This window comes from Microcoleus sp. PH2017_28_MFU_U_A (assembly GCF_020738035.1).
Lineage (GTDB): Bacteria > Cyanobacteriota > Cyanobacteriia > Cyanobacteriales > Microcoleaceae > Microcoleus.
In genome coordinates this window covers 12,288-37,150 of the sequence record NZ_JAEQCX010000034.1, presented here as the reverse complement: position 1 = coordinate 37,150, position 24,863 = coordinate 12,288, and the positions used below count along the sequence as shown (strand labels likewise).

Sequence of the window (24,863 nt, the reverse complement as noted above, 5' to 3'; positions counted from 1 at the left end):
CGGGAATTGGCGATCGGGCTTCGCAGCTACGAAAGATTCAGTCAACTCGCTCGGATGTCGTTACATAAATAGTCAAACCAACCCTGGCATCGCGATCGAACTTTAATCCCACTTCTGTTTCCGACGCTATCTCCACACGATTTTGAGACAGATCGTTAAGCTGAATGCTCTCAATTTTAGCAGAATAGCAGTACGACAATTCATCGTTAACTAAAACCAGAAAAACACTTTTTCCTACACTCAATGTAACTTCCTTAACTTTCGCTACACCTGCTTGTGGCTTTTTGAACCACTCAGTAATTTGTCCGATTTCCATTACTACTTCTTGCTTAGTCTGGATTAAAATTATATTGTAGGTAACTAAATCGGCTAGAGATTTACATAAAGCCTCCACAAAATCACTTGATTCCAACAGTTCTTGAGTTCCCAAAATCTCGTCTACTACTCCGTGTGCTGCTTCATTACGATAATCAACCAGTTGTTTGAGTTCTCCTTCTGCCGTATTTTGATTGTCGCGAAATTCCTGTAAAAAATATTTGATTTCTTTGTAGTTGATTACCCATTTCCATGCTTCATCAATTCCAGCATTTTTAAAGACTTTTTCTAACACGTCCTTGCGTAAATTTTGCTCGTGCAATAGGAAAGCATCAGGAAGTAGCTCGTATTTCCCACTATCAGTAATCCCACAGGATAATCCTTGAACTACTTGCTCAACTGAAAGGTGTTGGAACCTATTTTTTTTGAGGTCAATTAACAAACGCCCGATACCCTCTCGATGGGTATTCTGAATTTTTTCGTCCAAGTCTGAATAGCGTGGAACTAAATCTGGCATGAGCCGCAGCCAATCCGAAATTAAATCCTCAACGAAGCGTTCATAAATAGCATACAATCTAGTTACCACAGCAGATCGATCGTAAATTTCCCATTCCCATTTTGTAGGGATTTCTTCTATTAATTTTGCCAATTCAGGATTTTCTTTCAAATTCCCTATATTGGAACTATGTTGAAATACAATTTTTCTCAGTCGATCGTTCGTTTTAATTATCGCACGAACACTTGAAATTTTGACACTAACTTGCTGGATAAGCTCCTCAAACATCGCAAGTTACTCTCCGATAACTTGCGAAAGCATTTCGTCAACTATTCCGATCCGCTGCTGAATTTCTGCTTTAGTTGTTCCACCTTCTATCAAAAGATGAGATTCTGGTTTGTTAAACAGGTTTTTTGTTTTTTCAATAATCCGCTCTTTTCTAGCAATTATTTTTGCTTCATCTGGCAAATATCTGCTCAAAGCAACCATAATTCCATCATAATATGCTCGCTCGGGCTTTGGCGACCAATTTTGAGATTGAGGGTCAAATGGTTTAAATAAATGCTCTCCGTAAATTTTGTGAGCTATTGCGAGCGTTTTAACAAAAAGCTCTTCCAAGTAATTGAGATCTACATCAGTGAAATTCAAACTTTTCATCATGTACAAATCTAAAAATCCTTCCATCCCCAGCCGGAAATGCTCGACATTCCTGAGAGCAAAAAAACGCAGCACTAACTCAGCGTCTTCCATTTTTATATAAAAGGTATTTTCCTTTAATTCTGGATTGCGATCGTCTGTCGGAATTCCCCAAGCTTCAGCAAATATGGGATGGCGCGCTAATTTTAGCAACAGTTCATTGAATTTTCCAGCATAAAAAATATTTCTCATTTCCTGCTGGCTGAACTCTATTCTTCCAGTATTTAGACGTTCAAAGGCTTTCTGTTTTAGAAACTTAGCTGATTCAGGATTAGAGGTTGATTCGGCAAGAATTGCTACGGATGATATGGAGCGTCGATCGATAGTAGCCCTAATTTTTTGAGGGAGTTTCTTGTAGGTATTTCCGTTAAATTGAGGCAAAACTTCCAGCCCTGCTAGTTCGAGCTTGTTCCCATAAAACTCTTGAATAGCAGAGATTCGCTGCTGACCATCTAAGATTTCATAACGAGCTAAATCTTGTTTGTACAAAGTTATTGGAGGAACGGGAATATTGAGGATAAATGACTCAATCAATCTGGATTTCATCGTTGCCGTCCAGCGACCTCTTCTTTGGTAGCTCGATCGCCTTTCTATATAATCAGACAGCCTTAAGGATTCGAGAAACCGAGGAATCTTTTCGCGGTTAATTTCAGTAACAATTGGTGTTTCTTTGAAATCGTAGTGCTGGTGGATATCGCGATCGAAGATTCGATCGGGTGTGTTTGCTGGCGAACTCTCCCACATCTGTTCTTCAACTGGTGCTAGCTGCATTTTTCGTAGTCTCCCTAAGCACAACTTGTTAATAATTATAGCATTGACACGGGATGAGCCGCTCGACTAAAATCTCACAAACTAGCGATCGCAAATGGAATTGGCAAGCCAGATATTTACATGGCAAAGTGGTTGTAAAGTTTAGTGCAGGTTCTAACTTTACTGGCCGATGGCTTACCAATTCAACACTTATCAACATTAATTGTTGAAATTTTCCCAAAAAACACTCTAATCAGGACGTGCAAAACCCGTTCGAGGGTCACTAATAAACAAACCCAAAACCAGCGAGTCCATCACCGTATCCCAGACAGGAGTCAAACGTTCAGCATCATCAACCCAGTAATCAAAAGTAATCAAACACTGAACATTAGAACCCAATCCGATACAGATTCTCGAATAAGCTTCCCGCTGTTCGGGAGGGTCGATAAACTTAAATTGGGTCCAAACAACCCGAGCAGTTTGCCGCTTCAATTGGATAATATCCCCAGGATCGATCGGATTTCTGGTATCATCTTCAACTATTTTCTGTAATAGCGGCACCAGCGGAAATTCTCCCCAATTACCAGGAGGTAACAAATTAAACGAAACCTCCAAACAACAATCATCATCCGGCGGTTTCTTATCCGTAAACCGGAACGACTTTGTATCCGGTTCAAAATGCCAATCTTGAGGAACATCAAAGCGGACTGCACCTCTTCCAGCGACAAAGATGCGAGTTCCAGGCTTTGACTTCCAATTGTGGTCTTCTTTGAGCTCTAGAGTTTCCTTGAGCCATTCTTGCTTTTTGCGCTTAGACATAAACAGAACACCAAATTACTGCTAATGTGTAGTTTGAGACTTGGCAAACACATTTTAACTCTATTTTGCTCACCCTTTGCTCAAATATAACAATCCTTACAAAAATTATAAATCCATCTCTTCTCTCTCCGCGTTCTCTGCGCCTCTGCGGTAAAAAAATCTTTCACAAATTCCTAATTTTTATTTTTAACTTGAGGAATCACATATCTAATACCGCCTTTATTTCCAGCCGCATCGCCCCTGTAGCGGGGGATAACATGAATCGCAGCGTGACTGCGACTTTGACCCGCATCTTTATTAATATTGATACCCACATTAAAACCATCAGGCTGAAAATCTTTAATTAACATCTCTTGCACCTTATTCGCCATAAACCAGCAAGCCGATTGCTCTCGAAACGGCAATTCAAAATAATTTGCAGTGTGACGTTTTGGAACAATTAAAACATGACCTTTGCTAGCGGGATAACCGTCAAATATTGCATAGGCTGTCGCTGATTCTGTGACTAAAGTTAAGTTTTTGTACGGATTGCAGAATATGCAGTTATTAGTGGAATTTCTTTGATGGTTGTAATGCACGTATTCGTAGATTTCGCAAGACTCATTTAAGAGAGACGACTTAAAAGGAAGTTTGACAATGCACTGATAGGTAGGTTTTTTGTGGACGTAGTGTTCTCGAAAACCTTCTTTTTTGATATCCCTTCTCACGGCAAAATATGCTTTACCTCCTGGTTTCAAGAGGTGCGACACTTCCATCAGCACATTCGCTTGTTCTTCGGGAAACAAGACATTTAAAACATAAAAGCAAATGATAGTGTCGAATTTATGTTCGGGAAATTCAGGAAAATAATAAGAGTCGTAACCTGCAATATCAAAGCCTTTTTGCTGCAACAATTTAACATCGCTACCGAAGCCGCACCCAAAATCTAAAACTTTACCTTGAAGCAAGTTTTGCTCTAATAAAAATCTTGCCGGAAATGACAGGTAAATTCTTTCAATTGCTGTGAGGTGGCTGAATTTATTTTGTTGCTTTTTCATGGCGACATAAATTTGATTTAAATCGAGATTCTTCAGTCCGCGGAGGCGGACTTTGTTTGTGTAGAAGCGATTTCAATCGCCGAATCTTATCTTAATAACAATTGTATCATTATTGCAGTTTGGCGATCGCCCCTTTCGCCACCAAAACCTTACCAGTCACCAAATCCCGCACCGTAGCCAACAACACCCGCTTCTCATCCACCTCAAAACTCACCGAAACCCTGTCAATCCCCAAAACTCCCGGCGGATTCAAATGCGCCACACAAACCTGCTGGTGGTGGCTTTCCAAAGAACGAAAATCGCTGTGTTTGTTGAGCAAACTGCTCGTCATTTGCCCTTTTTCGTTAAAAGTAACCTCCGCTTGCGACACCTCCGCAACTTCTCCAATATCTAACCTAATTTCCCTTTGACCTTCAATGGCAACTTGCAGCGTCAACTCTTCGGAACTTTCACAAGGATACTTCATTTCTTTGCTAAAAATCGGCGAATAAGTATAAGCTTTAGCATAAGGTTCCCAGAGGCGAATTGCATAGGTGTGGCGCAAATAATCGTCAACACTCGCCAATTGTGTCAAGGCTAAAGCGCCGTGGGCTACAGCTTCAAAAGGCTTATCTGTTTTGACTTTTTGTCGCCCAAAATAGGAAACCACTAAATTAGATACAGCCGGAATCATAGAAGTTCCTCCTACCAGCAAAACCTGTTCGATATCTGCTTTACCGATACCTTTTCCCAGCGCAATGCTCAACACTTCATCTAAAGCTTCCCGCAACTGTTCCAACAACTGCCTAGATTCCAGGATTTCTTCAAGCTGATCTCGGTTTAACTGCAAGTCATAAGACATAAAATTTTCATCGTCAAACCAACTTTCCTTCGCCTCATTAACTTGAGACACTTGAATTTTTAACTTTTCTGCTATTTCTAATAAATTTTGCCAGCCCACGCCGCCAACTTCTGCGCGTGACGAACCAATTTGCCGCAAATAATCTTCAACAATCCAAATGTCAATATCTTCGCCACCGACATAAGCATCGGATTTTGCCAACACTTCGGCACGCACCCCCCCCAGCCCTTCCTTACCAAGGGGGGGAGAAATCTCGCTGCCTCCCTTAGCAAAGGGGATTACAGCAGTGCGGACTAAACTTAAGTCTAAAGTCCCGCCGCCAAAATCGACTACTAAAACTAGAGAACCGGGGCGTTGTACGGCATATCCCAGGGCGGCGGCGGTGGATTCATCGATTAGCTGAACTTCCTCAACTCCGAGAGATTCTGCTAAGTCGCGAAACCAATCAAGATATCGCTCAAATGCTCCGACTGGTACTGTAAAAATTAATTTATCTGGTTGTATGTTTTGCTGATATAATTGTTTCCATATAGTTCTGATAAATTGTTCTGCTACTGATTCCGGCGTGTAGCTTTCACCGTCAAGATTGCGTGCTGGGGGCTGATAATCGGCAGCCAAGTCGCGTTTAAAAGCTTTGAAAAAGCGATCGGGCTGGGATTGTCCTAAACGCTGCGATCGCACTTTTTCTCCCAATACCAACTCTCCCGCATTTTTCACAAACACTAAAGTCGGAACTACAGGTATTTCTAGGGCATCTGGGTTCGATTTTTTGGTCTTAAAAATGCGGGACATTTCGCCAAATCTCAAAGTTTCTGGTGTTTGCGTATCCGGGTTGAGAATGCAAACAACCGTGTTGCTGGTACCGAAGTCTATTGCAACTGTAGTCATGTCTATTTTAGATTTTCAATTTAATTTGTTATTCCCGGTGGAAGGCTGCGACTAACTTTAGCTGGAGCAAGAATTTGCTCTCCATCCCGATAGCCGACAAACCGAATATAAACTAACTCTCCTTCTGTTATATCTTCAACATCCGGCTGGTGCAACTGCGGATTGTAAGTCACTTGTTCCCAAGCTGAACCAATTGTTTCAAAATCCCAACTTGACAAGAGATTTTCTAGGGGGGTAAACAAAGCCGAGAGATTTTTGGCGGGCATATTCGGCTTGGCTTCTGCCATTTTGCGGGCGCTGGGATAGTTGGTTAACAAAGTTTGCAACTGTTCAAAGGTGGCGCGGCGAAAATCGGTAGTTAGTTGAGTTTTTTGTTGCTGCAATTCTTCGCGCAGCCGGAAACACTGCTGTTTAAATTCTTCGATTTCGCTGGGATTCGTGGTGATTGCAGCCGATACGGGCAGTGCGCTTAAAGTGCGATCGAATTCCTGGAAATTCAAATTTAGCACAGTTGCCAGCCGCCGCAGTTGGTCTAGGGTGAGTTTTCCCACGTCTCCCTGCCGCACTAGGCGCACCCCGAAGCGACTTAAGCCTGCTTTTTCGCCTAAGTCTTGCCAATCGACGATATCTAGCTGATTCATGCGTTCCCGGAGGATTGTATCGTACTTAAAGTCGATCGCATCTCCGGCCTCGGATGCAGCATAAAGGTACACTAAAATTAGAAAAATGCCCCCGACAGCTAGCGCGATACCGAAGGCAGGCCCTGTTGTTATATCAACTGTTGCACCGAGGAGATAGAACATTGTTAATTTTTCTAAACTTGTTTTAAAGTCTGAGTTTGTTCGGCGGTCAAATTTTCTTCGCCTTCATAGTATTCTGGCAACAACTCTTGAGATTCTACTTGGCCCAGGGCTTTTTCAACTCCGGCAGTGGTTTCGGTGCAACTCGAACCGGTGGCGTTGAGGACGGTTTCAGTAATTTTGCCGTCTTTGCCGATGCGGTATTCTATTTGGCGGTACTCTGCCATAGTTCCTCTTGGTTTAATGCTTGACGGTTGAGTTTTGACTGTTGAGTTATATTATAGATTCTGTTTACCGATTATTCAAATGAATTTTTGTAGCGACAATGCAACCGGGGTTTCGCCGGAAATTATGGCAGCGATTGCAGCGGCTAATTGCGGTGCTGCGATGTCTTACGGAGATGATGAATATACGCAGCGTTTGCAAGTTAAATTCTCGGATTTGTTCGAGACACCGGTGACTGTTTTTCCTGTAGCAACCGGTTCTGCTGCTAATGCTTTGGCCCTGGCAACTGTGACTCCTCCTTACGGGGCTGTTTACTGTCACGCCCAATCTCATATTAATCTGGATGAATGCGGCGCGCCGGAGTTTTTTACGGGCGGTGCAAAGTTAGTGACATTAACAGGAAATCATGCTAAGATAGAGGCAGAGACTTTAGGTGAAATAGTCGATCGCGCTGGTGCAGGAGTAGTCCACCACGTACAGCCCGCCGCCGTCAGCATCACGCAAGCCACAGAAGCCGGCACAGTCTACAATCCAGCGGAAATTGCCCAGATTTCGGAAGTTGTGCGCCACCACAATTTGCACCTACATATGGATGGAGCTCGCTTTGCTAACGCTGTGGCGATTTTGGGCTGTGCTCCTGCGGATATCACTTGGCGCGCAGGCGTGGATATTCTCTCATTTGGAGCGACAAAAAACGGCGCTATGGCTGCGGAAGCTGTGGTATTTTTCAATCAAGAATTAGCAAAGACTTTCCCATTTTACCGCAAGCGCAGCGGGCATCTGTTCTCAAAGATGCGGTTTTTGTCGGCGCAGTTGGAAGCATATATAACGGATGATTTGTGGCTAAAAAATGCGACTCACGCCAATAAGATGGCATCTAAATTAGCGCAAGGTTTGGCCGGAGTTGAGAAAGTCAAGTTTTGCCATCCCGTCGAAGCTAACGAGATTTTTGTGCAGCTTCCCGAATCTGTAATTGCAGCGGTTTTAGCTGAGGGTTTTCTGTTTTATCGGTGGGATAACTCTACTATTAGACTGGTAACAGCTTTTAATACTAAAGAAGAAGATGTTAATGCTTTCGTGGAAGCTGTTAAACGCTATTCTGTATAAATTTTAAATTGTAAGAGCGGGTTTATTGAACCTTTTCGTGATGATAAATCTTTCTGTGAATACGCCCTTACAGATTTTTATAATTCGGTAGGGGCGGGTTCGCAAACATCTTTAATACCCACAAAAAATTTAGGTAAACCCGCCCCCACACAACCAATAACCCACATCAACGTTAATTTCTATCAAATACTAAAAATGTAGATTTAGATTTATCGTTGGGTGGGGGCGGGTTTTTGAGATTGTTGTTTGTTGGATGAGATTTTTGGCGAACCCGCCCCTACGGTTTGATGCAGAAAATGTAGATGTAAATTTACCGCTGGGTGGGGCAGGTTTTTGAGATTTTCGGTTTTTGGCTGGGATTTTTGGTGAAGTAGACGCCTAGAGTTTAATCGATTCATGAATAGGTTCTGCAACTGCTGCTAATTCGGGTTCCTCTGCTTCGAGGTGCGATTCCAAAAGCGCCAGATTTCTCATATTTGACTTATAAAAAGCATCGAAAATATCTCCGACTAAAGGCACTGAGCCAATAACAGCTTCCAAACTAATATTGTAAATCATTTTGCCTAGAGTTTTCGGGGGGAGATTGAATTGAGTTGCTAAGTAAATTAGGTAAGCAGAAAACGCAGTATCTACTATATCCCCAGCACCGGGAACTAAACCGATAATGGGATCTAAACCAATGCGAAATTTAGTACCGGGGATGCCAATGGCGGTATCCATCAGGCGGCTGAGTTTGCGGATGCGGTTGAGAGTGGCAAGACGCTCTATTTTGTTCATATTATTATTGTTGGACTAGCTGGAAAAATTGCCATCAGTCGGAAGACGGAAAAAATATCGCCCTGACAGGTTCGTAGTGAGGACTTCAGTCCTCTTCAAATCAGAGAGGACTGAAGTCCTCACTACGAACTTTATAACAGGTTCGTAGTGAGGACTTCAGTCCTCTTCAAATCAGAGAGGACTGAAGTCCTCACTACAAACTTTATAAGGGTTATTTTATGATATAGTCGGCGACGATCGCAAATTGGGAATTAGCTACGCTTCAATAAACTTAACTATAGTTAAGATGCTTAATTCCCCATTCGTGCATCGAATCAATAATCGGTTTAAGACTTTCGCCCAAAGGTGTGAGCGAATATTCAACTTTCGGCGGAACTTGCAGGTAAATTTCCCGATGAACAATCCCATCTGACTCCATCTCCCGCAACTGCTGCGTCAGCATCTTCTGAGTAATGCCGTTGACAGCTCGTTGCAGCTCATTAAAACGCTTCACTCCTTGAAATAGCTCCCGCAGAATTAAGACTTTCCAGCGCCCGCCAATCACCTCTAAAGTTCTTTCTACCGGGCAATTTGCGCGCTCAATAGTTCCTTCTTTAGCTTGCATAGTATCTTTTTGGTAACTACCGCACTTTTAAGTGCGTACTTCCCATAATAGCTTGACTTGGTTTAAAGTAGAAACATCCGATCAATACCCGAAGTCATTCCCACATCTAAAATCTAAAATCGAAGGAGGATTGAGAAAATGATTGCAGTCAGAAAAAGTGAAGCAAGAGGACACGCTAATCATGGTTGGCTGGACAGTTACCACACATTTTCTTTTGCCAATTATTACGATCGCAATTATATGAATTTTCGGTCGTTGCGGGTAATCAATGAGGATGTCGTTAACCCCGGCAAAGGTTTCGGCACTCACGGGCACAGCGACATGGAAATCATTACCTATGTACTGGAAGGAGCGTTAGAACACAAAGACAGTTTAGGTACCGGCGCAGTAATCAAACCCGGTGAAGTACAGCGGATGAGTGCAGGTACGGGCATCCAACACAGCGAGTTCAATCCCTCACAAACTGACCCAGTTCATTTGCTGCAAATCTGGCTGTTGCCCGATACAAATGGCTTAGAGCCGAGTTACGAACAGCGGGATTTTCCCCTAACAGAAAGGCGCGGGAAACTGCGCTTAGTTGCGGCGCGAGATGCGAGAGATGGTGCAGTAAAAGTGCATCAAGATGTCGATTTGTATGCAGCAGTTTTGGATAAAAACTCGCGGGTTTCTCATGTTTTGCAGCCAAATCGCCATGCTTGGATACAAGTTGCTCGCGGTGCTGTTTTGCTCAACGGCTTGACTTTAGAAAAGGGTGACGGTGCGGCGGTTAGTGATGAGGCTGAGTTGGTAATTGAAGCGACAGAAGATGCGGAGTTTTTGCTCTTCGATCTAGCATAAAATTTAAGGCGAAATCCCCGAATTATTAGAAAAATCGGGGATTTGAGCCACTCGGCGGTTCAAACCGATCCTACACAAACAAAGTCCCTCTCTAAGAGACTAAGAAATTAATTAGCCATCCAAGATTTTGTCCCAAAAATACCTGCGATAAGTTCGGGAATTCTAAAATCAACATCTAAGCTTTCCCAGTGTACGCTGCTACCGGAAGGCGGCAGCCAAACATCAGCAAGTTGTTCTGGTGAAGCACTTTCTAAGCCTTGTGCAAGCCTCGGAGGAAAACAGAAAATAGCACCGTTTTTGAGTTTGATAACAATTAAATCTTCCGACTGATTATACTGCACGGATTCGGCACGGGGTTCTGTAGCCTCAGCGCTTTTCCATGTTTGCTTGGATTGGGCTATTTGCTCTCGGAGATTTTCCTCTGTTAACTCTTTGTTCCAGTTTCTATATACCATTATAAGTCAAGTTGTAGGGTGCGTCAGTACGAAGTTGAGAGGCTTGTTTGAAATTGCATAAACTGACGCACCTGCTAGCTGTAAGGTGCGTCAGTTCTTAAACTCTCAATTATCCACTAAAAACTCTAACTGACGCACCCTACTAACCTTACATTCTCATTTTGTGTAAAAATATGTTACAAAGCGGAAAACCCATCCGTCCGTTGATAGTTGTAGGGTGCGTCAGTACGAAGTTGAGAGGCTTGTTTGAAATTGCATAAACTGACGCACCCCCTAGCTGTAAGGTGCGTCAGTTCTTAAACTCTCAATTATCCACTAAAAACTCTAGCTGACGCACCCTACTAACCCTTACTTGCAAACACCCTTCCATTCCCAACCACCAACGCGCCACAAACCGGAAAACTAATCCGTCTGTTGATATGTGGGTATGTTAAATTGACACAATCATGAACTACAGCAGAACAATTCCGGCTATTTTGAGTGCTTCGATCGCCCTAAGTGCGATCGCCCTCATCCCACTCACCTCACCTCCAATCGCCCTAGCCTTAACCGCCGACGCAGTTAAAACCGTCGCCAAACAAATCACGGTACGGATCCAAGGCACAAAAGGCGGTTCCGGAGTAATTTTAGAAAAACAAGGTAGCACGTACTATATACTCACCAACTGGCACGTAGTCGATAAACCTGGCGATTACGAGGTTGTAACTCCCGACGGTCAAGCTCACTCTGTATCATACGGCCTGGTGCGGCGAATGCCCGGTGCGGATATCGCGATCGTCCCCATCAGCAGCCCTCAAAGCTACCCCCTCGCTCAATTAGCTAATTCCCCAGCAACTCCCGGAAAAAAGGCCTATGTGGCTGGCTGGCCAATATCCGGCGGTTCCCTGAGACAACCGATTTTCATCGCTACCGAAGGTCAATTTACCGGCCGCCAAACTCCATTAAATGGCTATACTTTGGTATACAACAACTTAGTTAGGGCGGGAATGAGCGGCGGCCCAGTGCTTGACGATGCGGGAAAAGTTGTCGCAATTAACGGCATTGTCAGGTTAGAGGACAATTCGGATAAAATCGTGGCAGCGGGAGTAGAAATCAGTAATATCATGAAATGGCGATCGACTATTTCGCTACCAGTCCTTCCCCAATCGCCAACAGCCGCAAATCCGAAAACTCCTGTCAATAATCCGCCTCAGAAGCCCGGAAGTGCGATCGCCTTTGCAGCCACAAATACCCTCAAAGGGCCTTCAGAAGTTGTCAGTTCCCTTGCTCTAGCTTCCACTGCTTTTACCACAGGAAATAGTAACGGCACAATCTCTGTTTGGAACTTCCCCAGCGGGCAATTAAAAACTACGCTGCAAGGACACGCGGAAGCGGTAAACGCCCTGGCATCGAGTGCGGATGGAAACGTGTTAGCTAGCGGCAGTGACGACAAAACTGTAAAAATTTGGAATTTAGAAACAGGCGCGGTTGTCCGCACTTTGAGCGGGCATTCTGGCGCTGTTTCGAGTGTTGCCGTCAGTCCAGACGCTCAATTTGTCGCGAGCGGCAGTTGGGACAAAACGATTAAGATTTGGAATGCGAAAACAGGGGCATTGCTGCGGACTTTAACCGGGCATTCTGGATTAGTGAATGCTGTTGCAATTAGTCCCGATCGCCAAACTTTAGCTAGTGGCAGCAAAGATGGTTCAATTAGGTTGTGGAATTTAACTACAGGTGCAGCAATTCGCACGATTGGCGGCAAGAACTTGTCTGTTTTGTCCCTCGCTTTTACTCCCGATGGCAAAACTTTGGCCGCCGGTAACAGCAACGGTACTGTTGGTTTGTGGAATGTCGGAAACGGTCAATTAATTCGGCGTTTGAGCGGACATACCGATGGAGTTTGGTCGCTGGCAATCAGTCGGGATGGGAGTATACTGGTTACTGGGAGTTGGGATAAGAGTGTAAAACTGTGGGATGTGCGATCGGGTCAATTGAGAGGTAATTTGAGCGGACATTCTGGCTATGTTACTGCTGTAGGAATTAGCGCAGATGCTAAGACTATTGTGAGTGCGGGTTGGTTGGGGGAAATTAAGATTTGGAAAAGAAGTTAAGATTTTTTTAATTAACCGCACAGTGGGGAGTGAATCGGCTATTCAAGCGAGGTAATGGAGGCATCTCAATGAATGCAAATCTCTTCAAAAATGTCTCAAATGAAAAACCTTGTAGTAAAAATCAAAAAAAAGCATGAGGTAATTAAAATCACACCAGCACACCAGCAATCAATATAATCCCACTTAAAAGCGGTGGCAGAAATTATTCACCTAAATATAGATGCAATGGAACTAAAAAGTTTTGAAAGTCTAGAAAAATCTGTACAGCAGGCAATATTATAAAAGTGAGACCAGTAATAGGCAAGTTTTCTTTTCAGCAGAATCAGAAATTAAGGAGCGCAAATTAAATAAATAATTTACACAAGTTTGTGGGATGGCCTCTTCCGCCCGTCCAGAAAGGACGGACGGGCGGGACGCCCATCCCACAAGAGCAATAAAGATTGTAAGTTATTTAATTCTAATTCCTTAGCCCGAGCATGGAAAAATGCGATCTATTAATCAGTGCCAATGAATCTTATCAAATGGCAGAAAAAGATGCGAGAAACTGGGAGCATCTCAGTTTGGCAAAAAGCATTTTTTTATTATAGTGCTGTCCCCGCTCGCGAGTAGAATACGCGAGCGGGGACAGCACTATAAATGCCAAACTGAGATGCTCCCGAGAAACTTTCCTTGGAATCAAAGTTTCTCATAATACGTTACATAGGTTGGTAAAACGACAATACTTTGAATTACCCACGTGACTCACAAGGAATTTAAGAAATTATGGGTGGTCAGTAAACCGATCAAAAGAAGCAGTAAATATTTGGATAAGGCTTGTTTATTTACTTTCAACGGCTCTGAACACAGCAATCCTTCTGACTCTAATGCTACGATAGCTTCATATAAACCTGAATCCGTTACAATATATCAAACTCAATATTACTGTCAACTGGACAGGGATAATGTCAATAGCCGATCGCGCGCGCAGTTTCGGTGCGACTGGGATTAAGCGTTACGGCTTAAAGCTTTCAGGGTTCAGCCAATACAACAGAAGAGCTTTCAAGAATGCTATGGTTGGGCGGACACTTGCACTCTACTGCACTCAACACCAAAACCACGATCGCGATCGCCCTTGAATTTGCATTCAGCACAATGTTCAGGCATACTGCATAATTAAAAAGCTTTATTTTTAGTCCACAAACCCCCAACCATGAGAACTTACTACTGCGGCGAACTGCGAAGCGAACACATCGGACAAACTGTCACCCTCTACGGATGGGTGGATCGCCGCCGCGATCATGGCGGGGTGATTTTTCTCGATTTGCGCGATAGATCGGGCTTAGTGCAAATTGTCAGCGATCCCCAACGCACCCCAGATTCCTATCACGGGGCTGAGGCTTTGCGCGGCGAATACGTGGTGAAAATTACAGGTAGAGTCACCAGCCGCCCCGCAGATTCCCTCAACCCTAAATTGCCTACGGGTGAAGTAGAAATTTACGCTGATGAGATTGAGTTGTTGAATGCGGTTCGCAAACAGTTACCGTTTCAGGTTTCGACGGCGGATAATGAAAGCGTGCGCGAAGATTTGCGCTTGAAATATCGCTATTTGGACTTGCGGCGCGATCGTATGAGTCGCAATTTGCAGCTTCGTCACCAGGTGATCAAAGCTATGCGTCGCCACCTCGAAGACGTTGGCGGTTTTATTGAAGTTGAAACACCGATTTTAACGCGATCGACTCCCGAAGGTGCGAGAGATTATTTGGTTCCCAGCCGCGTCAATTTGGGCGAATGGTATGCTTTGCCACAGTCGCCACAATTGTTCAAACAATTGCTGATGGTTTCGGGTTTAGACAGATATTATCAGATTGCGCGCTGCTTCCGCGATGAAGATTTGCGCGCTGACAGACAACCGGAATTTACGCAATTAGACATGGAAATGAGTTTCATGTCTGTGGAAGAAATCCTCGAATTAAATGAAGGTTTAGTCTGCAATATTTTCCAAAGTGTGAAAGGCGTGGAATTGCCTCGTCCTTTCCCGCGTTTGACTTACGCCGAAGCGATGGATCGTTATGGTAGCGATAAACCAGATACTCGCTTCGGTATGGAATTAGTCGATGTTTCCGATTTGATGAAAGATTCGGGATTTAAGGTGTTTTCCGGTGCAGTTGCTGCGGGCGGAATTGTGAAAATTTTGCCAATTCCGGGCGGGAATGATGCGATTTCTAATGTGCGAATTAAACCGGGTGGCGATTTGTTTAAGGAAGCCAGCGAAGCCGGTGCTAAGGGATTAGCTTATATCCGGGTGCGGGAGAATGGCGAAATTGATACGATCGGCGCAATTAAGGATAATTTAACAGAGGCTCAAAAACAGGAATTGCTCGATCGCACTGGTGCACAACCAGGTCATTTGTTGTTATTTGCAGCAGCCGATGTCACAACTGTCAATAAGACTTTGGATAGATTGCGTTTGTGCATCGGTAACGAATTGGGATTGATTGACAAAGACAAGATGAATTTGCTGTGGGTGACAGAGTTTCCGATGTTTGAATGGAACGCTGATGAGAAGCGTTTGGAAGCATTGCACCACCCATTTACAGCCCCGCATCCCGATGATATTGACGATCTGAAGACTGCGAGAGCTCAAGCTTACGATTTGGTGTTAAACGGCACAGAAGTCGGTGGTGGTTCTCTGCGGATTTACCAGCGGGATGTTCAGGAAAGGGTGTTTGAGGCGATCGGCTTATCGACTGAGGAAGCTTACAATAAGTTTGGCTTTTTGTTGGATGCGTTTGAGTATGGAACTCCTCCCCACGGCGGAATTGCCTATGGTGTCGATCGCCTGGTAATGTTGTTGGCTGGCGAGGAGTCGATTCGGGATGTGATTGCGTTTCCGAAGACGCAGCAAGCGCGTTGTATTTTGGCGAATGCGCCGTCTGGTGTGGATGAGAAGCAGATGAAGGAGTTGCAAGTGCGATCGACTTATGTACCGAAGACATAGGTATGTAAAACACCTTCAATGAATAGTGGATGGGTGGCGAGAAACCGGGTTTTTTCCAGAATACTTCGCCACACCTCCTAGAAACTGCGAAAAACCCGGTTTCTTTGGTTTAGAAATCTTACAAGATATTTTAGTAGATAATATTGATGGGTAGAAAACGCGATATTAAACAGGTTGATGCGATCGCTAGGGAGTTTAAGATGGGAGGTGAATTAAGGATTGCTTTTGGTTTATTCATTGAGGAAGAAAAGAAAAATGGTTATGGTGGAACTTTAAACCGTAGAGGCGATTTTACTTATGAACAACTCCGCCAGAAAGCACAAGAATTTTTAGAGGATATTTAAATGGCTATTCAAACATCTATTGCCGATCGAAAGCCAAATATCGAGCAAATTATTTCAGTCATTACTAAACCGATAATTGGAGAAATTTGCCATCAGGTTATATTTAGTTATGGGGATGAATTACGGCTAGATTTCGGTGAGATGTCTGCCTACACTCACCCAAAATTAGCACATCTATCCAAAGGTAGTTGGAAATTTGGCACGAGGGCAACACCTTGGGTTTTCAAGCAAGGCGATCGCATCTTAACCTCTTCCTTGCTAGTAGATATAGATGCAGAAATAGATGAGGTAGAAATAGATGCTGTCAAAAAAGTTTTGCAGCAATTGGAAAATAAAGAATTGATTGATTTTGTGATTTATGCTCATAATATTAGTCTCACTCTAGTTTTTGAGGGTGATTACCAACTAATTTTACAGCCAGATTTGCAAGATGATTCTGGACTTTCTTATTGGGAATTGTTCATGCCAACAGAACAAGTTTTGACGGTTGGGCCTGGATTTTTTTGGGAATGTAAATCAATTCACGAAGGTTATTGATATTAAATTAAATTGATGATCACTTTATGCCTCTAAAATAATGTGTTGTAGCCAACTCCTTAATCACTTTAATGGTTGGTTTTTCTGGCATGAATTTCGCTTCTAACTGCTTCTACTTCTTGGGCGACGGTTTCCAAGGAAAGTTCATCGGTTCTAAAGGACTCCAAAAGAACTGCTAATTTACTGTGTTGTCTCTTCAAAAGTTTAAAGATTCGATCGCGACTGACTGTGTGAGTATTTTCGCCTTCTTTGATAGCATTTTCCATTCCTATATCTTCTAGGGCTTCTGTCACAATTTCAGAAAATACTTCTTTGTGTTCTTTTACTAACTCAAAAATAGCTGCTTTGAGTAATTCTTTAAGCTTGGTTTCGTCTAGAGTAATTTCCGACATAGCTTTTTTTGTGCTATTTTTTTAAGGTTTTAATTATATCACAAAACAGGAGAAATTTATCCAAGTTTAGTTCGTGGGTAATCAGAAACCGGGTTTTTTCCAGAATACTTCGCCACACCTTCCAGAAACTGCGAAAAACCCGGTTTTTTTGGTTTACGAATGGCCAGATAACTCAGGACTCAAAATGAACTATTTTGAGCCAGTTTACGACAGTTTGAAGTAAATCGGGGTCATGGGGGAAGAAGGTTTGCAGGGGTGGATGAGGTGTGTCGGTGGATTTTGTATCAACTCCTTCAGACGGGAATTCTCCGACTCTGCTAATTCCGCCTCCAAGTATTTAAGCCAGATTTGGTATAATATCATGATATCAAACTGCTGCTATATGAGCTGATGGCAAAACTTTACTATCGTGGCATGGCGGAGCAAAATGGTAAGCCTAAAATAGGTCGCAGTGCTAGATTATTAGGGGTTAGACCTGGTATTGACATAGATATTGAGCAAATGCCGACAGGTTATCTAAATGAGCAAGGCTATTTGTTAGCAGATTCAGAACGTGTGTTTCGAGGAGAGCTTGTTGCTGTTGTCGTCAGGAATACAAAGGGAATGTCTGTTTCTATTTCAATTGAAAGTTTACCAGCATTTCGCAGACCTGCAAAATTTGGTGGAACTGGAAAAGACTCCCTATGGCAAATTGATGACATAAACATTATGGGAGATTTGCAGGCTGTCCAAGATAGCCCGACGCACGTTAGCATTTTGCCAAGAGTTACAATGTCTCTGGAAAGGTATGAGGCAGCATTGGCAAAAACCCAAAATGATTGGGAAAGAGTTGATTAACTTTATATATCATAGGAGTCTATAACAATGGCGTGGATATTCAGTTTATCGGCAGAGTGTGGCTCTGATGAAGCCAAGGTTAATAAATTTGCTCAACACTTTGAGGGCATAGAATGGATGCTGTCAAATAATCGCCAATGTCTATGTCGAACAGATACTTTTCAAGATATGGATGGAAACTGGTGGTGTCGGGTTTATCCCAATAATATTAGTGAAGTGGGAATAGATAGCCCTGAAAGTGCTTATTTGATGACAGAGTTAGGTATTTTATTTTATCTAGCTCTACGGTTTGCTCCTTGGTTTCGCTATGCTTTGGTTGGGGTTGAAGTTGATGAATTCAGAACCTATAGTGAACTTATGGAGGATTTATCTAATTTATCTATTCCTGGATTAGTTTTAGCAAAGGAACTTATTCATGGGGTAGAAACATTACCAGTTTTCCGACCATTTAGTCCTAGTTATGTTTGGCAACCATACGAGGGGGAAGTCTATAATCCATTAATGGCATCCCCAGAGTTAAAAAATAAGCTGAATGAGCTTCTGGCTGTGAGTTGAATATACTTTTTACTCATTAGAGTTGCTTCTGTTTTTCGGCTTGTTTAGCTTTAGCTTCCGACCATTTTTGGTATTTAGCGGTATTAGCCGAGATCATTTGACACATTTCTCTAGCTTTCTGTTCGGTGTCTTTTGCTAATTCCAAAATTTCTAGCAATTCCTTGTCATCGAGTTCTTTTTGTGTCATTGTAAATTCTCCAAACGGGCTTTAATACTACTAACTCTTATTTTAGTTTCCAGCACTCGGCCTAGCTCCATTGCCAAGTCTTCCCCCACCTCTTCTATTCTATCATTTGTCAGGACTTCAACTGCCGAGAGATACTCTATGCGTTCCTGAATCTGTGTTTTCGATGTGTTTGCGAAAAATATACAGGTGTTTAAAAATCCCGAAATCTGAATCACGGTAAAATTGTTTGGAAAGCTCCCTAGGATAGCTCTACAAATATTTAGTCCCTCACCTGCTTCCTGCTCAATTTGAGTTAGCTCCTGCTTTATACGCTCAACTAGAACAGTTATTTCTGATGGAATTGACATATGATACGACTTACTATTGATTATAGTCTTTGTCAAAAAAAAGAAGCTATTTGAGCTTGACAAATGGCGATCGCCCTTCAATGAAACACAAAAGCCGATCGCACTTAACGCAAAAAGTGCGATCGACCTCCACAATCATTCTTACCAGTAACGAGTTAAAATCCGAATCACCTCACCCGCTAGAGGCGACGGTACAGGCGGACTCCACTCTCCAACTTGTGCAAAACCCAAAACGTGCAGCAGATTAACAATGCTGTCTACCCCTTTGGGAACGCCACACAACAACAAACGAATCGGTTTTTTGCCTTGAGGTACATCAGGAATTTCTTCCCGGAGCAGTTCGGGAACGGACTTGGGCTGTGATATCATAGGGTTTGAATTACACGAATAGTGGAATTGCGATCGCCCTTAAGTTTTCTAGGCCAGGGGGCGATCGCTTTTCCGTTTGTACATCCTGAGTCTAGTTCAATCGCTGCCGCTTGTCAAGCGTAACGACAATTTATATTGTCGTTACGGCAATTTAAGGAAAATTGAAGGTTGCAGAATGGTAACATCAGCTTGCAATATCATGGCCAGCAGTTGAGTGTCAGCAGTGATTCGTTGGAAATTGGCAGTTGTGATGGCCGATCGCAATATCAGCAATAAAGAATTGGCTACTTTAATTGGGATGCACCCCACATCTGTGTCGAAAATCAAAACCCGTCGCCGACTCACCCGAATCGACGAAGCAACCCTCAGCGCTTTGTGCAGAGCACTGAATTGTCAGCCGGGGGATTTAATGGTGTATGAAGAGGACGAGCCCGATCGCTAAAAAACAATGTTCTTATGGAACAGGTAAGATGCCTGTTAAGAGAGAATGGCGATCGATTTGAGGCTAACCACAAGCATTTGCGTTACCCTAGTTGATTACAGCTTGTAACGCTCTCCCAACAAAATTCATGCTTGCCCGCATCCAAGAACTAGCAACCAGCCTCGCCCCCCGCTTAATCGAAATTCGCCGCCACATCCACTCGCACCCCGAACTCAGTGGCCAAGAACATCAAACAGCGGCCTATGTAGCCGGAGTTTTGGCATCTAGTGGAGTTCGCGCCACTGAAGGAATCGGCAAAACCGGCGTCATCGGCGAACTCAAAGGCAATAGCAACGAGTCCCGGTGGCTGGCAATTCGCACCGATATGGACGCTTTACCGATGCAAGAACGCACCAACTTAGAATTTGCCTCGAAAAACCCAGGAGTCATGCACGCTTGCGGCCACGACATCCACACCACCGTCGGTTTGGGCGCGGCGATGATATTAGCTCAGTTGGAAGAAAAACTACCTGGTCACGTCCGCTTCTTGTTTCAGCCAGCAGAGGAGATAGCCCAAGGCGCGCGCTGGATGATTGCAGATGGCGCGATGAAAGATGTTGAGGGCATCCTCGGAGTGCACGTTTTTCCGACGATTCCCGGCGGTGCGATCGGCATTCGCCACGGGGCACTGACGGCGGCGGCAGATGACCTAGAATTGATTGTGATGGGCGAATCTGGCCACGGTGCGCGTCCCCACGAGGCGATCGATGCAATTTGGATTGCTTCTCAGATTATTACTACTTTGCAGCAGGCGATTAGTCGCACACAAAATCCGTTGAGGCCTGTGGTTTTGACGATCGGGCAAATTAGCGGCGGACGTGCACCAAATGTGATTGCCGATCGCGTAAAATTATTGGGCACGGTGCGATCGCTCCATCCTGAAACCCACGAAAAACTGCCGGCTTGGATCGAACAAATTGTGTCTAGCGTCTGCGCGACTTACGGCGCTAAGTACGAACTCACCTACAAGCGCGGTGTACCGGGAGTCCAAAACGATCCAAAACTTACCCAATTACTCGAAGCGGCGGCTTTGGAAGCTTTAGGGCGATCGCGCGTTCAAATTTTACCAGAACCATCCCTCGGCGCGGAAGATTTTTCGATGTATCTAGAACACGCGCCAGGAACGATGTTTCGTTTGGGAGTGGGATTAACTGACAAACCTAACTATCCCCTCCATCACCCGCAGTTTGAGGTGGATGAAGCCGCGATTGTGACCGGCGCTGTCACTTTGGCCTATGCTGCTTGTCAATATTGGAAACAAAAATAAGTTGTAGGGTGTGTCGCGATCGACAATTCCTCAACGAATAGCGACAATCTAATAGCGACACACCTTACCCAATATTTACTGTATAGCAACCGCCACATCGGTGAGGGCATAAATGACCTGATGAATGGAGACAAGAACCTACAGCATAAACGGTTTGATTGCCGTACTCTGTAACTGTCAACTGCTATAGCTGTAGGGTGTGTCGCGATTTCTCCCGATCGGGGTTCCGGCTTTAAACCAATTCTTTCAGGTAATGAAGAGCTTTATACTATAACTTTAATTACGAATCTTATAAAACTATCTGCTATAACTATTTAAGTCACTGCTAAGAAATGCTAGCCATGACCCAAGCTCCTTCAATCAAAACTGAATATTCGGGATGCGAATTATGATGATGAGTTTAGCTATTATAAACTCGCTATAAACTCATCAGGTGTGACCTTTGCTTGCTTTAGAACACCGCTAAGTGTACCAATTTTTAGCTCGCGGTGGAGTGGCACAACGCAAACAATTTCTCCATCGGGGAGAGCTTTTTTGAGGACAACATGGCTACCCGTTTGCCTAGCTTGATAAAAGCCTAGACGTTCTAGTACGCGAATTACTTCGCTTACTTGATATTCTGGGCAATCTAGGCATAGCTAACCTCTATGCTAGTTACAAACCTGGGAGTGATTTCGTCGGGTAAAGGACACTCTTCGAGATAGAGCCTTGTAGCTGCTTTGAGGTTGGCGATCGCTTCTTCTATGGTTTCGCCTTGGTCAACTGTGCCCACTTCTGGACATTCGGCAATATACATATCTTCTTCTTTGTAAATGATGGCGGTGAAGCTTTGGGTTTTCATTATGGTTTTCGCTTCCATCATCTGAGGTTGCTTGCTTTCTATTACCTAGTGTATCTCGGATGAATAGTTTTTACAAGTATAGGGGGGGAAGATGGGCGATCGCACTTTTTGACAAATTGGGATGTAAGGGCGATCGCCTTGTGGTTATTTTTAAATTGAAAGGCGATCGCTCTATCATCAAAAAATGCGATGCGTCACAGCCTATTTGTCTTCGCCGAATCGCCCCTTTCATTAGGCTAAAACCCGTTGAGTCAGGTTTCAACCCCTCGATAAATCGCAGCGGTTTTCACCCTCCCAGCTTATTTCCGATAGCGACAGGCTACCGGCCAGCATAGCAGAATCCTCAACTGCTGATAAAGTCCGCTGCTGTCAAGCTCGCTGCTGTTAGACGAACACCAGAAGTTGGATTTCGATCCAAAAGTCCAATAATTCGATTAGTTGATTTAACTCGTAGAGCTAGATTTAGATCGCTACCACTAGAGATGGCATTGAATGGAGACGGCGAGGGTTCAAACTGCCTCTCCACAAAAACTGGATTCAACCCAGCAGCTTGAAATGTCAGGACTTCGATGTCAGCAAATGTCAGACCTTTTGGAAGTACAATTTTGTCTTCCCCAGGGAAGAAATCGTTCAGAAAATCTACTGTATTAGTAGCCACTTCATCTTGAATGATAAACCTGTCTCGTCCAGATCCTCCAGTCAGAACATCAAAACCTAAATCTCCAGATAAAATGTCCTCGCCGTCGCCACCCAATAGCCAGTCGTTATCACGCCCCCCAAATATTTGATCGTTGCCACTTCCACCCCTAACAGTATCAGTGCCCGCATTCCCAAACAAAATGTCATCGTCAAGTCCACCGTCAAGAGAATCTGCATCTTTACCACCGTAGAGGGTATCAAACCCGCCCTCACCATCTAGTGAGTCACGCCCCAGATTCCCGAACAGTTCATCATTGCCACCCCTGCCAAAGATCCTATCATTACCCCCCAAGCCCAGCGTTCTGCGGCCCCCATCAGTATCACGAATGACATCATCACCCTCTGTGCCTTGTGCATTAGGAGTATTTGCAATATCGATGTTAGCCATGACTTCTTAGAAATTCCTGAAATTTATTTCGTCCTGAATTCTTAGCATATGTGAAAAAAATACTGAAATCAAGTCAAATCAATAGGATTTAGTAGGGATTCTTTTACCTATCCCGATCGATCTCAGTCGCATAAAGTAGGATTTAGTGGCTGAAATATCAAATAGTAGGATAAGGTAGGATTGCAATAGGCAAAACCCAAACCTCGACTCGACCTATGGACATTCAAGAAGTCTTAAAAATAGCTGACCAAATCCTATTCACTAAGACAGGCAAACACCTCAATCACCTACAAGAAGGTATACTGCGCGGTACTTGGCAACGCCAGAAATACCCGGAAATTGCCACAAACTGCCACCGTAGCGAAGCTCATGTCAAGAAAGTCGCAGCACAATTATGGAAGCTTTTATCAGAGATATTAGGTGAAGACATCAATCAATCTAACTTTGGATATACAGTGGAAAGATTGCAATTATCCATAGTTGAATCAAAAATTGGAAAATATTCTGCACAAAATGATAATTCCAGTGTTTTGGGAATAGGGCTGTTTCATTCTCAAGAAAACGATAATTTTGTAGGGGTAGTGTCCCTACGCCGACCCTATTTGTCTACATTTTGTATGTGTTTGAGAGCTCGGGCAGGCACGGGGACACCGCCCCTACAAGAGAATGAAATAGCTCTGGTTTGTGGGAACTATCTTCAATCCTTAGAAACAGCAAAGTTAGAAAAGCAGAATCAGGTGACCTGTAGCAATACTCAGCCTAAAAAACGACTAGACTTATCCGATGCACCAGAACCCAACTTATTCTATAACCCCACATCTGAACTCACCATCCTCAAGCAGTGGATTTGGGAAAACCGCACCCGTCTCATCACCATATACGGCTTATCTGGCATTGGCAAAACGTCACTAACTCTCCAACTAATCCCAGAAGTTCAACATGAATTTGACTATATTATTTACCGCAGTCTCCGCAATTCTCCACCCCTGCAAACCCTGCAAACAAACTTAATTCAATTCGTTTCGCAGCAACAAGAAATTAAATTGCCATCACTTATTGAGCATTTGCGTTCATCCCGCTGTCTCATCATCCTTGATGACATACAAACAATTTTCAGCAGCGGACAACTCGCAGGCAATTACCAACCAGGCTATGAAAATTACGGCACATTCTTCAAAGAATTAGCAGCATCATCCCACAACAGTTGCCTAATCCTCCTGAGTTGGGAAAAGCCCAGAGAAATTGCGGCCCTAGAAGGCGAAAATCGTCCTTGTAAATCGCTGCAACTCAACGGTTTGGGCGCGGAAGCACGGGAAATATTCAGAGAGAAAAGATTAGCAGAAGAGGAGAAATGGTCACAACTGATTGACCTTTACCGAGGCAATCCCTTATGGTTAAATATAGTTGCAACTATGATTCAAGATTTATTCGGCGGCAGCGTTTCCGAGTTTCTCTCCTATGATACCCTATTTTTAGGTGATTTAGAATCTCTGCTGCACCAGCAGTGCGATCGCCTATTTGACTCAGAAAAACAAGTGATATCCTGGTTAGCTCGTGAAGCCACACCAGTTGAAATATCCAAATTTTCAGCCAATCTGGAATTATCCCCATCAGCCTTATTACAAGCTGTGCAATCCTTGAGACGGCGTTTATTAATTGAAAAAGTGAAACAAGGTGAGAAAACGCTTTTCACACTCCAGCCTGTATTGATGGAGTATGTGAAAAACCAGTTCCTAAAGGTTGGATAGTTTCAGGCTTCTCATGGGAGGCTAGAAACCGGGTTTCTACGAAATTTTGTGTTTAGTAGCGAGAAATCTACGCAGAAACCCGGTTTCTGAGGACACAACTATTTTTATGGGAGGCTAGAAACCGGGTTTCTACGAAATTTTGTGTTTAGTGGCGAGA

At 43.7% G+C, this 24,863-nt stretch carries 31 protein-coding genes; 13 read left to right on the top strand and 18 right to left on the bottom strand.

What is annotated here, in order from left to right:
- Positions 1–37: 37 nt before the first annotated feature.
- The 7 genes from JGK14_RS06160 to JGK14_RS06130 form a co-directional block, all read right to left on the bottom strand.
- The gene (locus JGK14_RS06160) at positions 38–1,099 is read right to left on the bottom strand and encodes an MAE_28990/MAE_18760 family HEPN-like nuclease (protein ID WP_293212127.1); all 1,062 of its coding nucleotides are present in this window, start codon (positions 1,097–1,099) and stop codon (positions 38–40) included.
- A 6-nt stretch (positions 1,100–1,105) separates the two neighbouring features.
- Positions 1,106–2,278: a DUF262 domain-containing protein gene (locus tag JGK14_RS06155; RefSeq protein WP_293212125.1), complete on the bottom strand. Its 1,173-nt coding sequence runs from the start codon at positions 2,276–2,278 to the stop codon at positions 1,106–1,108.
- Between the two features lie 228 nt (positions 2,279–2,506).
- Entirely contained in the window at positions 2,507–3,076 is a 570-nt protein-coding gene (locus JGK14_RS06150; protein WP_293212124.1) for a hypothetical protein, read from the bottom strand.
- A 173-nt stretch (positions 3,077–3,249) separates the two neighbouring features.
- Positions 3,250–4,113, bottom strand: a complete 864-nt coding sequence (locus JGK14_RS06145; RefSeq protein WP_293190452.1) for a bifunctional class I SAM-dependent methyltransferase/HIT family protein — start codon at positions 4,111–4,113, stop codon at positions 3,250–3,252.
- A 109-nt stretch (positions 4,114–4,222) separates the two neighbouring features.
- Positions 4,223–5,842, bottom strand: coding sequence for an Hsp70 family protein (locus JGK14_RS06140; protein ID WP_325314857.1), 1,620 nt, complete (start codon positions 5,840–5,842; stop codon positions 4,223–4,225).
- 20 nt (positions 5,843–5,862) lie between these two features.
- Positions 5,863–6,645, bottom strand: coding sequence for a nucleotide exchange factor GrpE (locus JGK14_RS06135; protein WP_293205317.1), 783 nt, complete (start codon positions 6,643–6,645; stop codon positions 5,863–5,865).
- Between the two features lie 11 nt (positions 6,646–6,656).
- The gene (locus JGK14_RS06130; protein ID WP_293177253.1) at positions 6,657–6,869 is read right to left on the bottom strand and encodes a DUF2997 domain-containing protein; all 213 of its coding nucleotides are present in this window, start codon (positions 6,867–6,869) and stop codon (positions 6,657–6,659) included.
- Positions 6,870–6,948: 79 nt separating this feature from the next.
- Between JGK14_RS06130 and JGK14_RS06125 the strand changes: the two genes are divergently transcribed.
- Positions 6,949–7,974 carry a threonine aldolase family protein gene (locus tag JGK14_RS06125; protein WP_325314856.1) on the top strand — a complete coding sequence of 342 codons (1,026 nt, stop codon included), beginning with the start codon at positions 6,949–6,951 and terminating at the stop codon, positions 7,972–7,974.
- 378 nt (positions 7,975–8,352) lie between these two features.
- Here JGK14_RS06125 and JGK14_RS06120 read toward each other — a convergent pair whose 3' ends face one another.
- The gene (locus tag JGK14_RS06120) at positions 8,353–8,751 is read right to left on the bottom strand and encodes a DUF4112 domain-containing protein (protein ID WP_293177249.1); all 399 of its coding nucleotides are present in this window, start codon (positions 8,749–8,751) and stop codon (positions 8,353–8,355) included.
- 271 nt (positions 8,752–9,022) lie between these two features.
- The gene (locus tag JGK14_RS06115) at positions 9,023–9,355 is read right to left on the bottom strand and encodes a winged helix-turn-helix transcriptional regulator (protein ID WP_293196860.1); all 333 of its coding nucleotides are present in this window, start codon (positions 9,353–9,355) and stop codon (positions 9,023–9,025) included.
- A 138-nt stretch (positions 9,356–9,493) separates the two neighbouring features.
- Here JGK14_RS06115 and JGK14_RS06110 point away from each other — a divergent pair, with 138 nt between their 5' ends.
- Entirely contained in the window at positions 9,494–10,192 is a 699-nt protein-coding gene (locus JGK14_RS06110) for a pirin family protein (protein ID WP_325314855.1), read from the top strand.
- A gap of 107 nt (positions 10,193–10,299) precedes the next feature.
- Here JGK14_RS06110 and JGK14_RS06105 read toward each other — a convergent pair whose 3' ends face one another.
- Positions 10,300–10,647 carry a DUF2442 domain-containing protein gene (locus tag JGK14_RS06105; RefSeq protein WP_293313992.1) on the bottom strand — a complete coding sequence of 116 codons (348 nt, stop codon included), beginning with the start codon at positions 10,645–10,647 and terminating at the stop codon, positions 10,300–10,302.
- A gap of 446 nt (positions 10,648–11,093) precedes the next feature.
- On the opposite strand from JGK14_RS06105, the gene JGK14_RS06100 reads away from it, so the two are divergent.
- From JGK14_RS06100 to JGK14_RS06080, 5 genes are all read left to right on the top strand, one after another.
- Positions 11,094–12,737: a trypsin-like peptidase domain-containing protein gene (locus tag JGK14_RS06100; RefSeq protein ID WP_325314854.1), complete on the top strand. Its 1,644-nt coding sequence runs from the start codon at positions 11,094–11,096 to the stop codon at positions 12,735–12,737.
- A gap of 941 nt (positions 12,738–13,678) precedes the next feature.
- Positions 13,679–13,852, top strand: coding sequence for a hypothetical protein (locus JGK14_RS06095; RefSeq protein WP_293177239.1), 174 nt, complete (start codon positions 13,679–13,681; stop codon positions 13,850–13,852).
- A 74-nt stretch (positions 13,853–13,926) separates the two neighbouring features.
- On the top strand, positions 13,927–15,714 hold the full coding sequence (gene aspS / locus JGK14_RS06090; RefSeq protein ID WP_293177237.1) for an aspartate--tRNA ligase: 1,788 nt from the start codon (positions 13,927–13,929) through the stop codon (positions 15,712–15,714).
- Positions 15,715–15,860: 146 nt separating this feature from the next.
- Complete coding sequence (locus tag JGK14_RS06085) at positions 15,861–16,058, top strand: hypothetical protein (RefSeq protein WP_293205304.1); 198 nt, start codon at positions 15,861–15,863, stop codon at positions 16,056–16,058.
- A complete protein-coding gene (locus JGK14_RS06080; protein ID WP_293205301.1) occupies positions 16,059–16,595 on the top strand; it encodes a hypothetical protein in 537 nt (178 codons plus the stop codon). It abuts the gene before it with no gap.
- A gap of 68 nt (positions 16,596–16,663) precedes the next feature.
- Here JGK14_RS06080 and JGK14_RS06075 read toward each other — a convergent pair whose 3' ends face one another.
- Together JGK14_RS06075 and JGK14_RS33995 are read right to left on the bottom strand one after the other, a co-directional pair.
- Entirely contained in the window at positions 16,664–16,987 is a 324-nt protein-coding gene (locus tag JGK14_RS06075; RefSeq protein WP_293205298.1) for a hypothetical protein, read from the bottom strand.
- A 172-nt stretch (positions 16,988–17,159) separates the two neighbouring features.
- Positions 17,160–17,309: an NACHT C-terminal alpha/beta 1 domain-containing protein gene (locus JGK14_RS33995; RefSeq protein WP_442921432.1), complete on the bottom strand. Its 150-nt coding sequence runs from the start codon at positions 17,307–17,309 to the stop codon at positions 17,160–17,162.
- A 68-nt stretch (positions 17,310–17,377) separates the two neighbouring features.
- On the opposite strand from JGK14_RS33995, the gene JGK14_RS06070 reads away from it, so the two are divergent.
- Positions 17,378–17,824, top strand: a complete 447-nt coding sequence (locus JGK14_RS06070; RefSeq protein ID WP_293205296.1) for a hypothetical protein — start codon at positions 17,378–17,380, stop codon at positions 17,822–17,824.
- Positions 17,825–17,851: 27 nt separating this feature from the next.
- Entirely contained in the window at positions 17,852–18,379 is a 528-nt protein-coding gene (locus tag JGK14_RS06065) for a hypothetical protein (protein ID WP_293205293.1), read from the top strand.
- Positions 18,380–18,395: 16 nt separating this feature from the next.
- Here the strand turns inward: JGK14_RS06065 and JGK14_RS06060 are convergent, their stop codons facing one another.
- The 3 genes from JGK14_RS06060 to JGK14_RS06050 all read right to left on the bottom strand — a co-directional run bounded on the left by JGK14_RS06060 (position 18,396) and on the right by JGK14_RS06050 (position 19,282).
- Positions 18,396–18,566, bottom strand: coding sequence for a hypothetical protein (locus JGK14_RS06060; protein WP_293205290.1), 171 nt, complete (start codon positions 18,564–18,566; stop codon positions 18,396–18,398).
- Positions 18,563–18,913 carry a hypothetical protein gene (locus JGK14_RS06055; RefSeq protein ID WP_293205288.1) on the bottom strand — a complete coding sequence of 117 codons (351 nt, stop codon included), beginning with the start codon at positions 18,911–18,913 and terminating at the stop codon, positions 18,563–18,565. The genes JGK14_RS06060 and JGK14_RS06055 overlap by 4 nt, the downstream gene beginning before the upstream one ends.
- Before the next feature lie 141 nt (positions 18,914–19,054).
- Positions 19,055–19,282, bottom strand: a complete 228-nt coding sequence (locus JGK14_RS06050; RefSeq protein WP_293177229.1) for a hypothetical protein — start codon at positions 19,280–19,282, stop codon at positions 19,055–19,057.
- A gap of 223 nt (positions 19,283–19,505) precedes the next feature.
- Between JGK14_RS06050 and JGK14_RS06045 the strand changes: the two genes are divergently transcribed.
- Positions 19,506–19,724 (top strand): helix-turn-helix domain-containing protein, encoded by a 219-nt coding sequence (locus tag JGK14_RS06045; protein ID WP_293203037.1) that lies wholly within the window; start codon positions 19,506–19,508, stop codon positions 19,722–19,724.
- A 127-nt stretch (positions 19,725–19,851) separates the two neighbouring features.
- Entirely contained in the window at positions 19,852–21,030 is a 1,179-nt protein-coding gene (locus tag JGK14_RS06040; protein ID WP_325314853.1) for a M20 family metallopeptidase, read from the top strand.
- A gap of 407 nt (positions 21,031–21,437) precedes the next feature.
- On the opposite strand, the gene JGK14_RS06035 is transcribed toward JGK14_RS06040, so the two are convergent.
- Together JGK14_RS06035 and JGK14_RS06030 are read right to left on the bottom strand one after the other, a co-directional pair.
- Positions 21,438–21,629 carry a type II toxin-antitoxin system HicA family toxin gene (locus JGK14_RS06035; RefSeq protein WP_293196889.1) on the bottom strand — a complete coding sequence of 64 codons (192 nt, stop codon included), beginning with the start codon at positions 21,627–21,629 and terminating at the stop codon, positions 21,438–21,440.
- A gap of 29 nt (positions 21,630–21,658) precedes the next feature.
- Positions 21,659–21,871: a type II toxin-antitoxin system HicB family antitoxin gene (locus JGK14_RS06030; protein ID WP_293196867.1), complete on the bottom strand. Its 213-nt coding sequence runs from the start codon at positions 21,869–21,871 to the stop codon at positions 21,659–21,661.
- Positions 21,872–21,930: 59 nt separating this feature from the next.
- On the opposite strand from JGK14_RS06030, the gene JGK14_RS06025 reads away from it, so the two are divergent.
- Positions 21,931–22,206 carry a hypothetical protein gene (locus JGK14_RS06025; RefSeq protein ID WP_293282271.1) on the top strand — a complete coding sequence of 92 codons (276 nt, stop codon included), beginning with the start codon at positions 21,931–21,933 and terminating at the stop codon, positions 22,204–22,206.
- Positions 22,207–22,214: 8 nt separating this feature from the next.
- Here the strand turns inward: JGK14_RS06025 and JGK14_RS06020 are convergent, their stop codons facing one another.
- Positions 22,215–22,958, bottom strand: a complete 744-nt coding sequence (locus tag JGK14_RS06020) for a calcium-binding protein (RefSeq protein ID WP_293196868.1) — start codon at positions 22,956–22,958, stop codon at positions 22,215–22,217.
- Positions 22,959–23,173: 215 nt separating this feature from the next.
- Here JGK14_RS06020 and JGK14_RS06015 point away from each other — a divergent pair, with 215 nt between their 5' ends.
- A complete protein-coding gene (locus tag JGK14_RS06015; protein ID WP_293205283.1) occupies positions 23,174–24,706 on the top strand; it encodes an NB-ARC domain-containing protein in 1,533 nt (510 codons plus the stop codon).
- Positions 24,707–24,863 lie beyond the last annotated feature (157 nt).

Excerpts from the sequence above, each read along its gene's own strand:
- JGK14_RS06160 (WP_293212127.1), bottom strand. The coding sequence starts at position 1,099 with ATGTTTGAGGAGCTTATCCAGCAAGTTAGTGTCAAAATTTCAAGTGTT.
- JGK14_RS06155 (WP_293212125.1), bottom strand. The coding sequence starts at position 2,278 with ATGCAGCTAGCACCAGTTGAAGAACAGATGTGGGAGAGTTCGCCAGCA.
- JGK14_RS06150 (WP_293212124.1), bottom strand. The coding sequence starts at position 3,076 with ATGTCTAAGCGCAAAAAGCAAGAATGGCTCAAGGAAACTCTAGAGCTC.
- JGK14_RS06145 (WP_293190452.1), bottom strand. The coding sequence starts at position 4,113 with ATGAAAAAGCAACAAAATAAATTCAGCCACCTCACAGCAATTGAAAGA.
- JGK14_RS06140 (WP_325314857.1), bottom strand. The coding sequence starts at position 5,842 with ATGACTACAGTTGCAATAGACTTCGGTACCAGCAACACGGTTGTTTGC.
- JGK14_RS06135 (WP_293205317.1), bottom strand. The coding sequence starts at position 6,645 with ATGTTCTATCTCCTCGGTGCAACAGTTGATATAACAACAGGGCCTGCC.
- JGK14_RS06130 (WP_293177253.1), bottom strand. The coding sequence starts at position 6,869 with ATGGCAGAGTACCGCCAAATAGAATACCGCATCGGCAAAGACGGCAAA.
- JGK14_RS06125 (WP_325314856.1), top strand. The coding sequence starts at position 6,949 with ATGAATTTTTGTAGCGACAATGCAACCGGGGTTTCGCCGGAAATTATG.
- JGK14_RS06120 (WP_293177249.1), bottom strand. The coding sequence starts at position 8,751 with ATGAACAAAATAGAGCGTCTTGCCACTCTCAACCGCATCCGCAAACTC.
- JGK14_RS06115 (WP_293196860.1), bottom strand. The coding sequence starts at position 9,355 with ATGCAAGCTAAAGAAGGAACTATTGAGCGCGCAAATTGCCCGGTAGAA.
- JGK14_RS06110 (WP_325314855.1), top strand. The coding sequence starts at position 9,494 with ATGATTGCAGTCAGAAAAAGTGAAGCAAGAGGACACGCTAATCATGGT.
- JGK14_RS06105 (WP_293313992.1), bottom strand. The coding sequence starts at position 10,647 with ATGGTATATAGAAACTGGAACAAAGAGTTAACAGAGGAAAATCTCCGA.
- JGK14_RS06100 (WP_325314854.1), top strand. The coding sequence starts at position 11,094 with ATGAACTACAGCAGAACAATTCCGGCTATTTTGAGTGCTTCGATCGCC.
- JGK14_RS06095 (WP_293177239.1), top strand. The coding sequence starts at position 13,679 with ATGTCAATAGCCGATCGCGCGCGCAGTTTCGGTGCGACTGGGATTAAG.
- aspS (WP_293177237.1), top strand. The coding sequence starts at position 13,927 with ATGAGAACTTACTACTGCGGCGAACTGCGAAGCGAACACATCGGACAA.
- JGK14_RS06085 (WP_293205304.1), top strand. The coding sequence starts at position 15,861 with ATGGGTAGAAAACGCGATATTAAACAGGTTGATGCGATCGCTAGGGAG.
- JGK14_RS06080 (WP_293205301.1), top strand. The coding sequence starts at position 16,059 with ATGGCTATTCAAACATCTATTGCCGATCGAAAGCCAAATATCGAGCAA.
- JGK14_RS06075 (WP_293205298.1), bottom strand. The coding sequence starts at position 16,987 with ATGTCGGAAATTACTCTAGACGAAACCAAGCTTAAAGAATTACTCAAA.
- JGK14_RS06070 (WP_293205296.1), top strand. The coding sequence starts at position 17,378 with ATGGCAAAACTTTACTATCGTGGCATGGCGGAGCAAAATGGTAAGCCT.
- JGK14_RS06065 (WP_293205293.1), top strand. The coding sequence starts at position 17,852 with ATGGCGTGGATATTCAGTTTATCGGCAGAGTGTGGCTCTGATGAAGCC.
- JGK14_RS06060 (WP_293205290.1), bottom strand. The coding sequence starts at position 18,566 with ATGACACAAAAAGAACTCGATGACAAGGAATTGCTAGAAATTTTGGAA.
- JGK14_RS06055 (WP_293205288.1), bottom strand. The coding sequence starts at position 18,913 with ATGTCAATTCCATCAGAAATAACTGTTCTAGTTGAGCGTATAAAGCAG.
- JGK14_RS06050 (WP_293177229.1), bottom strand. The coding sequence starts at position 19,282 with ATGATATCACAGCCCAAGTCCGTTCCCGAACTGCTCCGGGAAGAAATT.
- JGK14_RS06040 (WP_325314853.1), top strand. The coding sequence starts at position 19,852 with ATGCTTGCCCGCATCCAAGAACTAGCAACCAGCCTCGCCCCCCGCTTA.
- JGK14_RS06030 (WP_293196867.1), bottom strand. The coding sequence starts at position 21,871 with ATGAAAACCCAAAGCTTCACCGCCATCATTTACAAAGAAGAAGATATG.
- JGK14_RS06025 (WP_293282271.1), top strand. The coding sequence starts at position 21,931 with ATGAATAGTTTTTACAAGTATAGGGGGGGAAGATGGGCGATCGCACTT.
- JGK14_RS06020 (WP_293196868.1), bottom strand. The coding sequence starts at position 22,958 with ATGGCTAACATCGATATTGCAAATACTCCTAATGCACAAGGCACAGAG.
- JGK14_RS06015 (WP_293205283.1), top strand. The coding sequence starts at position 23,174 with ATGGACATTCAAGAAGTCTTAAAAATAGCTGACCAAATCCTATTCACT.